Source organism: Psychrobacter sp. AOP31-B2-9 (genome assembly GCF_052378005.1).
In the GTDB taxonomy this organism is placed as follows: Bacteria; Pseudomonadota; Gammaproteobacteria; order Pseudomonadales; family Moraxellaceae; genus Psychrobacter.
This window is the reverse complement of sequence record NZ_JBQSXG010000088.1, coordinates 1-12,823: the sequence shown is the minus strand read 5'-3', so window position 1 is coordinate 12,823 and position 12,823 is coordinate 1. Positions and strand designations below refer to the sequence as shown.

The 12,823-nt window shown below is 42.7% G+C and carries 12 protein-coding genes; 3 read left to right on the top strand and 9 right to left on the bottom strand.

Going from position 1 to position 12,823, the window contains the following annotated elements; translation table 11 throughout:
- Positions 1–26 precede the first annotated feature (26 nt).
- The gene (locus ACT3SX_RS10285) at positions 27–767 is read right to left on the bottom strand and encodes an NUDIX hydrolase (RefSeq protein ID WP_192519969.1); all 741 of its coding nucleotides are present in this window, start codon (positions 765–767) and stop codon (positions 27–29) included.
- A gap of 338 nt (positions 768–1,105) precedes the next feature.
- Between ACT3SX_RS10285 and ACT3SX_RS10280 the strand changes: the two genes are divergently transcribed.
- Complete coding sequence (locus ACT3SX_RS10280) at positions 1,106–1,669, top strand: NUDIX hydrolase (RefSeq protein WP_192519968.1); 564 nt, start codon at positions 1,106–1,108, stop codon at positions 1,667–1,669.
- Positions 1,670–1,735: 66 nt separating this feature from the next.
- Here the strand turns inward: ACT3SX_RS10280 and ACT3SX_RS10275 are convergent, their stop codons facing one another.
- Entirely contained in the window at positions 1,736–2,182 is a 447-nt protein-coding gene (locus ACT3SX_RS10275) for a hypothetical protein (protein WP_192519967.1), read from the bottom strand.
- A gap of 142 nt (positions 2,183–2,324) precedes the next feature.
- A complete protein-coding gene (locus ACT3SX_RS10270) occupies positions 2,325–5,402 on the bottom strand; it encodes an insulinase family protein (RefSeq protein ID WP_442062573.1) in 3,078 nt (1,025 codons plus the stop codon).
- A 441-nt stretch (positions 5,403–5,843) separates the two neighbouring features.
- Here ACT3SX_RS10270 and ACT3SX_RS10265 point away from each other — a divergent pair, with 441 nt between their 5' ends.
- The gene (locus ACT3SX_RS10265) at positions 5,844–6,305 is read left to right on the top strand and encodes a universal stress protein (RefSeq protein ID WP_192519965.1); all 462 of its coding nucleotides are present in this window, start codon (positions 5,844–5,846) and stop codon (positions 6,303–6,305) included.
- 160 nt (positions 6,306–6,465) lie between these two features.
- Here the strand turns inward: ACT3SX_RS10265 and ACT3SX_RS10260 are convergent, their stop codons facing one another.
- Positions 6,466–7,401, bottom strand: a complete 936-nt coding sequence (locus tag ACT3SX_RS10260; protein ID WP_192519964.1) for a LysR substrate-binding domain-containing protein — start codon at positions 7,399–7,401, stop codon at positions 6,466–6,468.
- Positions 7,402–7,587: 186 nt separating this feature from the next.
- Here ACT3SX_RS10260 and ACT3SX_RS10255 point away from each other — a divergent pair, with 186 nt between their 5' ends.
- Positions 7,588–8,670: a YeiH family protein gene (locus ACT3SX_RS10255; protein WP_192519963.1), complete on the top strand. Its 1,083-nt coding sequence runs from the start codon at positions 7,588–7,590 to the stop codon at positions 8,668–8,670.
- A 286-nt stretch (positions 8,671–8,956) separates the two neighbouring features.
- On the opposite strand, the gene ACT3SX_RS10250 is transcribed toward ACT3SX_RS10255, so the two are convergent.
- From ACT3SX_RS10250 to ACT3SX_RS10230, 5 genes are all read right to left on the bottom strand, one after another.
- Positions 8,957–9,166, bottom strand: a complete 210-nt coding sequence (locus tag ACT3SX_RS10250) for a cold-shock protein (protein ID WP_045453470.1) — start codon at positions 9,164–9,166, stop codon at positions 8,957–8,959.
- Positions 9,167–9,399: 233 nt separating this feature from the next.
- A complete protein-coding gene (locus ACT3SX_RS10245; RefSeq protein WP_442062575.1) occupies positions 9,400–9,834 on the bottom strand; it encodes a YbaN family protein in 435 nt (144 codons plus the stop codon).
- Between the two features lie 244 nt (positions 9,835–10,078).
- Positions 10,079–11,377, bottom strand: coding sequence for a VWA domain-containing protein (locus ACT3SX_RS10240; RefSeq protein WP_192519961.1), 1,299 nt, complete (start codon positions 11,375–11,377; stop codon positions 10,079–10,081).
- A gap of 178 nt (positions 11,378–11,555) precedes the next feature.
- The gene (locus ACT3SX_RS10235; protein WP_192992325.1) at positions 11,556–12,389 is read right to left on the bottom strand and encodes a DUF4435 domain-containing protein; all 834 of its coding nucleotides are present in this window, start codon (positions 12,387–12,389) and stop codon (positions 11,556–11,558) included.
- On the bottom strand, positions 12,386–12,823 hold a 438-nt coding region (locus tag ACT3SX_RS10230), incomplete at its 5' end, for an AAA family ATPase (protein ID WP_444518628.1). The genes ACT3SX_RS10235 and ACT3SX_RS10230, both read right to left, overlap by 4 nt.

Sequence of the window (12,823 nt, the reverse complement as noted above, 5' to 3'; positions counted from 1 at the left end):
AAAATAATCAATTGATATAGGATGCACTATAACCGCGTATCTTGCACACGGTAGTACCATTCAAGCTGCCGATCAAACCCAGTTTCTAATAAGCTAGCAATCACTCGCCCCGTCAACCCCCATACCGTCTCACCATCGATTTGCCAACTGGGCGTGAGTAGAGTTGCCTTTTCATTTTGCATCGTATACTCCACCTCATACTCTACAGTAGGCTGCGTCACTAGCGACTCAAAATCTGCCCAAAAAATACGGGATATTTCACCAATCTCCGGCACTAAGATTAAATCCGGCGCAATAAGTGCCACGATAGGTCTGACACTCATACCGCTCTTAGAAGTCTGAATCGGTAGTTGACCAAGCAGCTGTACTTTATCGGGTGGTAATGCCGTCTCCTCACAAGCCTCACGCACAGCAGTGACCACATTATTACCATCGCCTATCTCATACTTACCACCTGCACAAGATACCTCACCTGCATGGCTATTCATGTGCGCTGCACGAAGTGTCAGTAGCAGCTTGGGATGCCGCTCATGAGTGATGGCGACCAGTACAGAGGCATCGGCAATCGATGTCTGATACAAGCTGTCCAAAACTCGGACGCTCTGAGACATGTGATCAGTGTCATTCATGGCCGAGCTGCTCATGATTCCATTGAGGGTTTCATGCTGTACCCGCTCAGCCAGCTTTCTGAGTGTCGGATAACGAATAAGGGCAGGCACAGCGACTGACAATTCATCAAAACTTACAGACTGAGAAGGAAGTAACATTATAAATGCCCTATAATTTTATCAGTATAACGCTTTAATATACCCTAAAAAGCATAGCAAAATTAATCGATTGCAAGCGTGATGCTCTATTATTACTGCTAGTGTGATAAAAAACTATGCTATGTTATGCATAATAACTATTACTATAATCGGGCCTAACTAAGCGAAACAAGGTCGATATATAAGTACAAGGAAGTAAAGACAAGGCTGTGACAGCTATATAGCGGGTGGGCTATCTAAGCCATATCCGCACCCTACAAGAATCATAAATTATTAAATAATCACGGATATTTTCAATATTCCTCTTTTTCATTCTTATTATATAAGGCAGTTGATGTATGCGCTATTGTCTCCAATGCGGCCATGAAGCAGAACAAAAAATACCAGCCACGGATAATATGCCGCGTTTGGTGTGCCCAAAGTGCCACTATATCCATTATGAAAACCCAAAAGTGATCTGCGGCTCACTAGTCATTCATGATAATAAAGTACTGTTATGTCGCCGTGCGATTGAGCCGCAATATGGCTTATGGACCTTGCCCGCAGGCTTTATGGAAAATGGCGAAACTATGGCTGAAGGTGCGGCACGTGAGAGCTTTGAAGAGGCCGAAGCCGTCGTTGTCAATCCGCACTTATATTGCCTGTATGATATTCCAGATATTGGACAGATATACTCTATCTATTTAGCCGAACTCAAAGACGGTGCTTATGGAATTGGCTCTGAAAGTCTTGATTCTGCACTGTTTGCCGAAGAGGATATTCCTTGGGACAGCATTGCCTTTGAAGCGATACGCCGTACTCTCAAAAGCTATTTTGAAGACCGTAAGCAATTCAATGACCATGCTGACTTCCCTGTCCATCAGGATTATGTCGGTAAAGAGCAAAGTATCAAACGTTACTAGATTAACCCAAAAAAGAGCCACTATCTTATAAAAGCAGTGGCTCTTTTGTATATTGAGATTTTAGGCCTAACGCCGCCAATAGCGCTGTATCAACCAAAGGCTAAAGAAAATTAGAATATAGTTTACGATGAAGAGCAACACACCTGCGATAGCAATAAAGCTTTGAAAACCAACCATACTAAGCTCTGACCAAGTAAATTCAAGCCCTCCAAAAAACTGTGTCATAAGCACTATAGCCATTATCAGTAGCAGTATTGCCGATAACAGCGCCATGCGATTACATTCTGTTGTCTGTAAAAGCCTATGTTGGCGTTTATAAAAAACAGTAGTCGTCGCAAAGCTTAAAATAAAAATCGTAAATAAGATTAAGAGAAAAATATCTAACTGAAAGCCTAATATAGTTAAAAAATAAACCAGCAAGACATAACTCAGGCTGTAAGGCAGAGCGTAACCCAATAAGTGTAAAAAAGATGCCGTGCACGCTTCGATGTGCAAATCATGTTTATTTGCCAAGTCGGTTCCTATTGATTAACTGCTAATAAAAAATAGCCCCATCTTAAGTTATTTACAACCAAAATAAAAGCAGACAATAATTCATTATTGTCTGCTTTTTTAATACTCATTATCAAGATTTGGCTCTATCTAACAAGCACTATTAGCTCTTTATTTTACAGACATTAAAGCCTAACGCTTTTACCGCATCTTCTTTATCATAAGGGGCTAATACTGCACGTACGTGATCCTGTCCTTGTAGATATTGCTTAGCAACGCGCTGTAAATCAGCCACCGTCACGGCCAATATCGACGCGCGCATTTTACGCTGCCACTCTACACCGCGATGATGCAAGTTAGCGAAACACGCTTTGACAGCTTCACCTGCTGGAGAGCCCGGCTTATCCATACCTGAGATAATACCCAAGATTGCTTCTTCTAATTGCTCATCGGTTTGTGGCTCATTCAATAACCATTCGATACTGGCATCAAAGTGTGCAAAGGTCTCAGCACACTGCGGATCACGGTAGCTAAAGAACTTAAAGGCACAAGCATTGGCATCATAACCTGCCCCGCCACCATAAGCACCGCCGCGCTCACGAATGGCACTGTGCAGGTAACCATTACGCAAGTAAGGCGCTAATACCATCAGTGCTGCCGTATCAGGATGCGTAGCGGCTGGTACAGTATAGGCACTGGCATTATGATAGACGTTGGTCGGCACTAACCATGCTAGATCTTCAACCTCGAGCGCCACACCGCTTTCTAGCGCTTTGACAGTATCTTTCTCGCCATTTAGCGCTGTATCCAGTTGCAAGCTTGCAAACTCACTTGGAATATTGGAATCAATAGTCGCCTCAGAGTTGCTGAGTTGCTCTGCAATATTTGGCGCTTGACTGTCACTCCAGCTATCGACAATTAAGCTGCTCAAACGTTCGCTTTGCTCAGATTCGCAGATAATAACCGCATGTTTAGGCAAGCTGATCAAACGCTGATGTAAACCCATCAAGCTAGTGGCCAGTGCATCCCACTGTGCATCGTCATGACTTGCATGCGTCAAAAAGTCTTTTAAGGCGTTCAATGCTGGCAAACCGCTGCGTACGTATTCTAATTGCGCTTGGCGACTCATACCGCGACTGGCCGTTTGCATCGCATAAGAATGCCCTGAACCCGCTAGGTTCGACTGCCAACCTGCTTGACGCTGTTGCAAAATTTCTTTGATACGGCCATGCTCAGTAAAGATACTGTGCTCCATGACTTCTTTGAGCAAATCAATCGCTTCAGGCTTGCGGTTCAGCGCACGCGTTGCCACGACGAAATAGCTGCTAATCGCTTGGCTATCATCAATATTGGTACGCTGGCTAATACGAGCGGTCACCCCTGATGAATGCGCTGCTTGTTTGGCCTGCATTTCATGGGCGCTGAGCGAGTCTGTACCTAGCTCTGATAACAGACTTAAATAAATAGGCAGTAGTGGATGGTTAATCACTTCATTGACTGGCAGCTCATCACTATCACCCTGACCAATCGCATCGGTCAACGGTATGATAACTTGATAGTAATAGATACCATTGGTACCCGCTTCATATTCAAATAACGTGCTGTCTCGCCCGCTTAGACTGACCTGCTTTTGCGTGCCTTGTTTAAAGCTAATATCCGTTGGTACATCTTCTAGACCGACTTTTGGCAGTAGACTCAAATCATCAGGTGCTGCCTGACGTGCTGCCAAATCTAAGGCTTGTTGCTTTAAGATGGCTTTATCATCAGCGGTCAGATCCATCGCAATGGTATCGAGACGCGTCTGCTCAGCGGCAGCCAAACGAGCAGTCTTTTCACTATCAGGAGTCAAGGTGACACGGACACGATGCTGATTGTCTAACAGATGGGTTTTGATTAAATTCGGTAGCCACTGTGCATCTTTGACTTGCTCACGTAGCCACTGCAGATGCTCGTCCACCTGCCACACATCGATAGGATTGCCGTCATGAATAGCGGTACTGAAGCCTTCTAGCATGAGGTTTAAACCATAAGGAATACTATCGCCGCCGATATGACGTTGATCAATCTCAATCTGGTGCAAGATGGTTTCGATGGTTTCATCATCGACTGGCGAGCTAGCCACTTCTGTGAGCAAATCAAGAATACCCTGTTCTACCGCTTCGGCATGCTCAGGGTTAGAGCCGCGTAGACCTGTATAAAAGACCATTTCGTAATGACTGTCATCCAGTCCTAGTAGCGGGCTTGGCGCTTTACCCAGTGGGTGACTGTCCAAATAAGCACGCAGCGGTGAGCCAGCATGCTCGATCAACACACCTTCTAATAAACGTAATGCCAAACGCTGCTTGGGATCGGTAATCGATGGTAACAACCACGCCAACACGTGATGGGTTTGGTCCGGGCCTGCTTCGTCAGCCGTATAAGTATCAGTGGCACTGATCGGCGCAGACAAACGCTGCTCTGGACGCGATACGTGCTTTTTGCCTGCTTCAAACTGAGTCAAAGCATCTTCATGAATCTTTGCTTGGGTTTCAGCAACTGGAATATTACCAAAGCTCATAATCACACTGTTTGATGGATGATAATGGCTCTGATGAAACTCAACCAACTCAGGGTGAGTCAAGTCTGGGATGTCGGCAGGATCGCCACCTGAATTATAATGATAAGTGGTCGTTGGAAATAAATGATGCGCGACCGTATGATACAGCTGATCAATCTCACCGCTCATCGCCCCTTTCATCTCATTAAAGACGATACCCTTAAACTGCGGCTTATCATCTTCGTCCAGCTCAACACGAATGCCTTCTTGGGCAAAATCAAGCGGATGAATATTAGGAAAGAATGACGCATCTAGGTAGACAGATAGCAGATTAAAATAGTCATTTTTGTTTTGTGTCGCATACGGATATGCTGTCCAATCCGCCGCCGTCATCGCATTCATAAAGGTATTCAATGAGCGTTTAATCATCGAAAAAAACGGATCGCGAACGGGGAATTTTTCAGAGCCACATAGCGCCACGTGCTCTAAAATATGCGCCTCACCTTTTGAGTCCATTGGCTGCGTGCGAAAGCCAACCAAAAAAGCATTTTCATCGCTCGGATGCGCCAAGTGATAGTGCATAGCGCCTGTCTTAACATGTTGGCTGATCAATACATCCATCGATAGCGCGTCAATATGACGGTGTTCAATCAATTCAAATGCAGGGTGCAAAGTTAGATCAGCAGTAAATAACGTGTCGGTCATAATTGTCCTTATGGATAGCCCCATGTTTATCGCAATATGCCACTAGCCTATCAATGAGGCCACCAGCAATAAAACAAAATCAGGGTAAACAATAGATAAATAGTGAATGTAATACTTATTGTAGTGTCGTCTTTATATGGCGTTCATATAAAAGTATGGTGCGTATGGTGCTTAACTTATGAGTAATATTCAAATTTAATGGCATATACCGATACATTATGAGAAATGACAACTGTATCAATTAAAAAGAATTTGCCTAACGGAAATAGATGGGGCTGACACTGCCATAAGTCAAGCAACTATCATGATAAAAATCCCGACGTGATAAAGATAGAAAACCCAAAAAAACAAATGTTAAAGACAGCCTTTTTTAACAAAGCAAACTTAACAGCAGCCATTGGTAGTGCTATAGTTAATACTACTTGCTACGAGGAGTCTCTCATGAGTTATCAACATATCTTACTGGTTACTGATTTATTATCCGATGCCGACTTGGTTGCCCAAAAAGCCAAACGTATCGTCGATAATCGTCCTGGCTCTAGGTTATCAGTACTACATATCGTAAAAGATACCATGGTTGGCTTTGGCTATGAGCTAGTGCCTGCCTCTAGCTTATACGATGAAATTGACGATGAGCGCTGTCAAGAAGCCCGAGCCAAACTGGCTCAGTTTTTGGAGCGCAACCAATTAACCGCTGTCAACTCTGAAGTGACAACAGCCATTTCAAACAGTGAAGGCATCGTCAATTACTGTCATAAACACGACGTTGATTTATTGGTCATTGGTCGTCACGAGCGTCATGGTATATCTGCTTGGCTAAGCGGTGCTACTGCAGATAACATCCTGCCAAACGTACCATGTGATAGCTTGGTCGTCAGACTGGATAAGCCTGTTTCCAAGTAGTTTATGTTTCCAAGCGGCTTGTTTCAGGTTCAGCTCGTAAATTTAAAACAATAGACTTATATTAAACCAGCTCTGAACAAAGCCTTGCATGGCAAGCTACTAGCTTTATAGCAAGCTGCGATGCGAGGCTTTTTATGGTCTGCCTTTAACGCTTTGGGCCTTACTCTGATGTCAAAATATCAATAAACATTTGCCAAATGGGGCTCTGATGACGGGCTTTATGCCAGACCAACCACCACGTCCGCGACAGATCGATTCCTGCTACTTTCACTTGTACCAATGTGCCTGCCGCCAGCTCTGGTTCGATGACATACTGCGATAGACAACCAAGCCCAATATCGGCACTGACCATATGCTTGATGGCTTCTGACTGCTGAATCGCCATGATAATATGCGCATCCGGTAAGTACTTAAGCAACTGCTCGTCGATAATTTGCCGCGTGCCTGACCCAGCCTCTCGCACTAACAATGGCAACTGCGCCAGTTGCTCCATACTCAGCTCATAACAGTTATCCCTATCGTTGTACGCCACTTTATCTTTTAGCCACTGACTGTCACGCTTGGCAAAAACTATCAAGGCATCTGTTCGCCATTCTCGCTGCTCAATGGCCTTCATATCTGTTGGGCGCGGCATCCCTTCGACTAGAGCGATATCAATATTGAGTTGCTCGACCTCAGCGACGACCTCTTGAGTATTGGCAATATAGGTATTTATATTCGCATTTGGCAGGGCTTGATACAGCTCAGCCAGTAATGGCGGCAATACGTAATTGCCAATAGTGGTACTGGCACCAATATGAATCTGCCCTGCTTGGTGCTTATGATAATGCTCCAGTGTCAATGCTTGCCCTAAGATCGCTTGCGCTTGGACATAAATGGCATGGGCATTGGGATGCTGATTGAGCCTGCGCCCGACTCGTTCAAACAATGGCATTTGTAGCCTTGATTCAAGCTCGCTCAATGCGCTACTGACGGCTGATTGCGATAAATGCAGCTCCTCACTGGCGCGACTGGTACTACCTGTTTGATAAATACTGACAAACACAGAAAGCTGCTTCAGCGTGATTTTCGGTAACACCTGTGTGGCTTTTCTCATATCTGCCTCCATCCTATTTTGCACTACTGACCCAAATTTGTACTATTAACCTAAACTTGCACTATTAACCCAAAAAATCGATAGTTTTTATCTTATTAATCTGTTTTTATTATAAAACAGCTTATCTTATACTGTCTATTCATAAGCTTATGCTTATTTCGATTATGGACAATAGGACACTTCGTCATGCACGCCTTAACCAAAACAGTGACCAACTACTTCCCAACCAATCGCCATTTCGCAGGTTTGATAGTGGTGTTTGTCGGTAGCTTGTTTTGTTTGTGGCTAAACAGCAGCTTAGACAGCTGGACCAGTGGACGGATTGTTGGACTGTCGTCGTTAACGCTCGCGATTTTGTTCGGTATGATATTGGGCAATACCGTTTATTCTAGTTTCGCTGAGCAGCTACATGTGGGCGTGACATTTGCCAAAGGTCAAATACTGCGTCTCGCCATCATATTTTATGGCTTTAAACTGACACTGACACAAGTATCTAGCGTCGGTATGCCAGCGATTATGACCGACGCACTGGTGCTGACCTCGACTTTTTTAATCACTTATTGGTTAGGTACAAAATGGCTCAAAGTCGATAAACAAACGACGTTATTGATTGGTGCAGGCGCGAGTATTTGCGGGGCAGCAGCTGTTATCGCCGCAGAGCCAGTGGTCAAGGCCGAAGCGCACAAAGTCACTATCGCTGTGGCTACGGTCGTGGTCTTTGGCACCATTGCTATGCTGCTTTATCCGTTTTTGTACCATCTCGGTTGGTTACAGCCATGGCTCAATGCCCAACAATACGGCATCTATACTGGCTCATCTATCCATGAAGTCGCACAAGTGGTGGTTGCAGGTAATGCCGTTAGTACCGAAGTAGGCGATACCGCGGTCGTGACCAAAATGATACGCGTGATGATGCTCGCGCCGTTCTTATTGGTTTTATCTTTTGCGTTGACCAAAGGCAGTAACGATCAAGGTAACAAACCCTCTGTCATGAGCCGCATTCAACAAGTCAAAGTGCCTTGGTTTGCTTTTGTCTTTATTTTGGTCGTTGTCCTACATACCTGGGTACCAATGTCTGCGGAGTTTGAGCGTAATATGGTCATGCTTGATGATGTACTGCTGACAATGGCCATGTTTGCACTTGGGCTAACCACACATTTGGGTGCGATCAAGCAAGCAGGTGTAAAACCACTAATCTTAGGTGCCATTATGTTTGGCTGGTTAATAGTAGGCGGTGGTCTGATTAATATTGGTATTAGCTCAATTTGATATGTTGCGTTATCTATCGCCATCACGCTAACGATAAAAATACCCACGACTACTCTGATAGCCGTGGGTATTTTTTATTGTGTCGCTCTTATATTTAACAGCTTACTTATATTTAACGACCTACTTATATTCAACGGCCTATATGATCGATTCACTATAAAATAAATACAGCTATACTTGTATCTCTCTTATTTAGGACTGACTATATCAAATCATAGACGAAAAAAAACGAACCCGAAGGTTCGCTTTTTATACATCTATTTATCTATCTGTCTATAAAGACAAATTAGATAGCAACGATGTTATGTGCTTGTGGGCCTTTTTGGCCTTGAGTTACAGTGAACTCAACTTCTTGGCCTTCAGCCAAAGTTTTGAAGCCTGAGCCAGTGATTTCGCTGTAATGAGCAAAAACGTCTGCGCCAGTTTCTGGAGCGATAAAGCCAAAACCTTTAGCTTCGTTGAACCACTTAACTGTACCTTTTTGAACGTCTGACATAATATAATCCTACTTTTAAATTTATTAATGGTCTAGTGACCGGTAACGCTTGCAAATAGCTACTGAACGATAAATATTAAAACGAAGGATTATAACTAATACTACGAGGTAATGATTTGGTGCAGAACTGCTCTTAAGCTTGGACATATTATAAGTCGAATATTCTCACATCGCAAGTCTTATCTCATGTTTTGTGTAATGAAAGGCAGCTTTTCGCTGCTATTTTGCGCCAATCACACTATTTTTGACGCATTGGGCAATCGGAATAAATATATCGCTACCCCACTACAAACGGCTGCCACTAACCATGCCATCCACATCATGTCGGCAGGTAAACGATAAAACAACATGGATGTTGAGATGGTCATCATAATAGTCGCTAGCCATTTGGCATATAAAGGTACGGCGCGGTGCGCTTCCCAGTCACGGACGTATTTGCCAAAGTATTTATGATTGATGAGCCAAAAATGAAAACGCCGCGAGCTACGCGCCCAGCAGCCTGCGGACAACAAGATAAAAGGCGCGGTCGGCATCACTGGCAATAACGCTCCGATGATACCCAACACAAAAAACAACCAACCCAATATGACAAATATCCAGCGCACTGTCGGACTGGTGGATTGGTTGGTCTTGGGTCGATAATAAAAGGTTTTTTTAGGTTTGGTCATAGAGGTTATGCGATTAGACGATATAGTAATAGAGAATAACAGCTACAGAGGTATTGTGTCTGTTATAAAACCGCTATTTATTATAAGTAGATTTGGTTAACGATGGATCTAAAAAACCGCTCACCTTATAGTGTCAGCGGTTTTTTATTTAGCTTAAATTAAATAATCAGATTATTGCTGCACGATATGATCGGTTCAATTTAAAAGTAGTACAAGGCAATCGTATGGTGAGGCAATAATACTTTTATAGTGGACTGACTATACCAAGTTGCTTGGCTTCTTTTAGCCAGCTTGGGAACTCCTCTAGCATGTTTTCATACAAGGCTTCTTCGCTGATATCATCCAAGTCATCGAGTTCAAAGAAATCACAATTATCAATCACGCGCCCTTCCATATCATCTAGTTTTTTGAGGATGCCATAACCACGACCACCCAAGCCCACAAACTGCCAGAATATCGGAAGTTTCGCCGCTTCCGTCATAACTCTGGTGATACCACGATTGTCATTCACCCCGCCATCACTGATAAATAGTACGTAGACAGGCACATCCAAGCCATCTTTTTGATAAAACTCCGTCACCGCTTTCATGACCTCTGCTTCGTTATTGATGCGCGGCCCAAGTTTCCATTTGCGCCAGCCGCCATGAGCGTTTTTAACAAAACCGTCGTAGTTATTCAGCCCAATCTCACCCAAGTACTGTGGATCTCGAGCAAACGCCCAGCAGTCTAGTGCTTGGTCGTCATCGAAGTTCACTGCCAATGGCAATATGCGATTAACCACTTCTTGCACGCGGCCTTTTTTGTACTGTCTGTTCATTGAGCCTGATGCATCTAGCACCAACGCGACCTTTGCGGTTAATTGCTGCAATTGACGTTTCTCAAGTGATACCGTGGCTTTTTTGGCCAAATTGACCAGTTTTGGTGCTTTGTCTAGCATGACCTTTTCTAATGACGGCTTTGTTTGCACTGGTGTGGCGGTTACGTCTGCTGCTTGCGTAGTGTCCTCTTCTACATCACCACCGAAATGCTGGACGATGGCGGCAAGTCCACCATTAAAGCCTTGCGCGACGTTAGATACTCGCCACACACCGCCTTTGCGATAAAGTTGCATCAACATACTGGCTTGCTGCTGGGCAAAGTCTGCTGCTTGATACTCTGCCTGTGCCTTTTGCGACTGTTGCCAAATGCCAATCTCCAACGATTGAATTTGATTGAGCGGTGTGTCGGCTGATAATACAAAAAACAAGCTGTCTATATTAGTCGCCAGTTTGGATAAATTAACTTCAAACTCAGCTTGGATACCTTTACTCACCGTTGGCTGCGACTCGTAATGGGTGAGCTTGATTTGCCCGCATGGTGAGGTTGGCTGATTATAAAACACCATGTAATCATCATTGATCAGTTTGCCAGCTGCGTCTAACCCAAAGCAGCTGATGTCCATCTCTATTGGGCTTTGGCGAGTGAACTTGAGCTTGATAGGTGCGGTATCGTCAATAGCGAGGTTGCTTAAAGGCGCGCGTTGTCCGACGGTGAGATGATTCATGGTGTTCCTTACGTGAAAATGTTATTCCTTTAGAGATAATAGACTAATTACTGAAATTAAAAAACCGCTACAGTGTTTGCTGTGGCGGTTTTTTACTTAGTAATAATAGAATGTGGCAATTATTCTTACACTGCTCCAAGTTGGTACGCCTCTAACTATATATTTAGAATATATATAATTATGATGCAAGCTGTATAATACTATTAAATATAGAGTATTTGCTATGTTCATCAAAAGCTAGCATCAAATCCTTTTCAACTCTATCTCTATTAAATCTATTACCTTGGATATTATCAGATTCACGTAAGTAAACTGCTAAGACATTACTGCAATCATGACCACAACACAATTGTTTATTGTCGTAATTTGAAGAGGAATATTGATCATATAAATTAATTAAAGTTTGTTTGTTGACCGAAGTAGAAGATGAAGCAAGTAGTTTATCTAATAAAAAATCTATATTGATAGATAAGCATTTATTTTCAAAAACAATAAAGTCACTAAATGTCAGCGCTTTAAATCTCAGTCCAAAATTATTGTCCAAATTAATGAGCCTAAGAGTTCCTATAACTTCACATGCACTAATAACCTCTGTCAACATCTTATTAGAAAAATCTATATTATTATTTATAGCTTTCTGATTAATAATTTTTGTGAAAGCTGAAGAAAATAACATCATAATTTCTATATCATGATAATCTGTAACTAGAACCCCGTATGCTAGATGGGTTTGTGCCTCTCCCTTGATATGATCGAAGTCAGCATCGCATACAGCATATACTCTATCCGAGTAGTCACTATATAAACCTTTCATAACATCAATTACATTTTTCTTACCCTCGAGTGGTATTAACTTTATTATATCTTCGTTTACTATATTCCTAAAAAGCATTATGTCAGACTGACCTTCAACATATAAGGTTATTCTTTCGTATTGAGGATGAGAGACACTCATTCTAAAATCATTGATAACTGCATTAGGATCTGATGAAAAGTGTTTTAACAAACTCATTGATCCATTACCTCTTGTTCTCTCAGGTCAGCCAAATCTATTGTAGAGTTCCACTTATCTCCAATTATCTGAGGGGAGTGAGTAGCAATTATTGATTTTATATTATTGATTTTAGAAACTTCTACTAGGTCTTCCATGAACTGCTTTTGCCAAACAACATGTAGTGAAATTTCTGGCTCATCTATCAAAACAAGAGTTTGTGGCTCGGTGTTAAAAATTAATTGATACAAGAGAACTACTTGATGTTGTTCACCAGAAGAAAGCTTAGAAAGACTGAGTAATTTTTCTTCACCATCGCATGCCTCCATATTACTGTCTAACCTCACGAAGTAAAAACCTCGACGAGAGTTTACTTTAACTTTTTTAAATATTAACTTTCTATTAAGTACTTCAACGAAGGTATTAATTTTTTCATAAATATCATCAAAGCTTGA

Bases quoted from the DNA above. Each gene is read 5' to 3' on its own strand.
- ACT3SX_RS10285 (WP_192519969.1), bottom strand. From the start codon at position 767: ATGTTACTTCCTTCTCAGTCTGTAAGTTTTGATGAATTGTCAGTCGCT.
- ACT3SX_RS10280 (WP_192519968.1), top strand. From the start codon at position 1,106: ATGCGCTATTGTCTCCAATGCGGCCATGAAGCAGAACAAAAAATACCA.
- ACT3SX_RS10270 (WP_442062573.1), bottom strand. From the start codon at position 5,402: ATGACCGACACGTTATTTACTGCTGATCTAACTTTGCACCCTGCATTT.
- ACT3SX_RS10265 (WP_192519965.1), top strand. From the start codon at position 5,844: ATGAGTTATCAACATATCTTACTGGTTACTGATTTATTATCCGATGCC.
- ACT3SX_RS10260 (WP_192519964.1), bottom strand. From the start codon at position 7,401: ATGAGAAAAGCCACACAGGTGTTACCGAAAATCACGCTGAAGCAGCTT.
- ACT3SX_RS10255 (WP_192519963.1), top strand. From the start codon at position 7,588: ATGCACGCCTTAACCAAAACAGTGACCAACTACTTCCCAACCAATCGC.
- ACT3SX_RS10250 (WP_045453470.1), bottom strand. From the start codon at position 9,166: ATGTCAGACGTTCAAAAAGGTACAGTTAAGTGGTTCAACGAAGCTAAA.
- ACT3SX_RS10245 (WP_442062575.1), bottom strand. From the start codon at position 9,834: ATGACCAAACCTAAAAAAACCTTTTATTATCGACCCAAGACCAACCAA.
- ACT3SX_RS10240 (WP_192519961.1), bottom strand. From the start codon at position 11,377: ATGAATCATCTCACCGTCGGACAACGCGCGCCTTTAAGCAACCTCGCT.
- ACT3SX_RS10235 (WP_192992325.1), bottom strand. From the start codon at position 12,389: ATGAGTTTGTTAAAACACTTTTCATCAGATCCTAATGCAGTTATCAAT.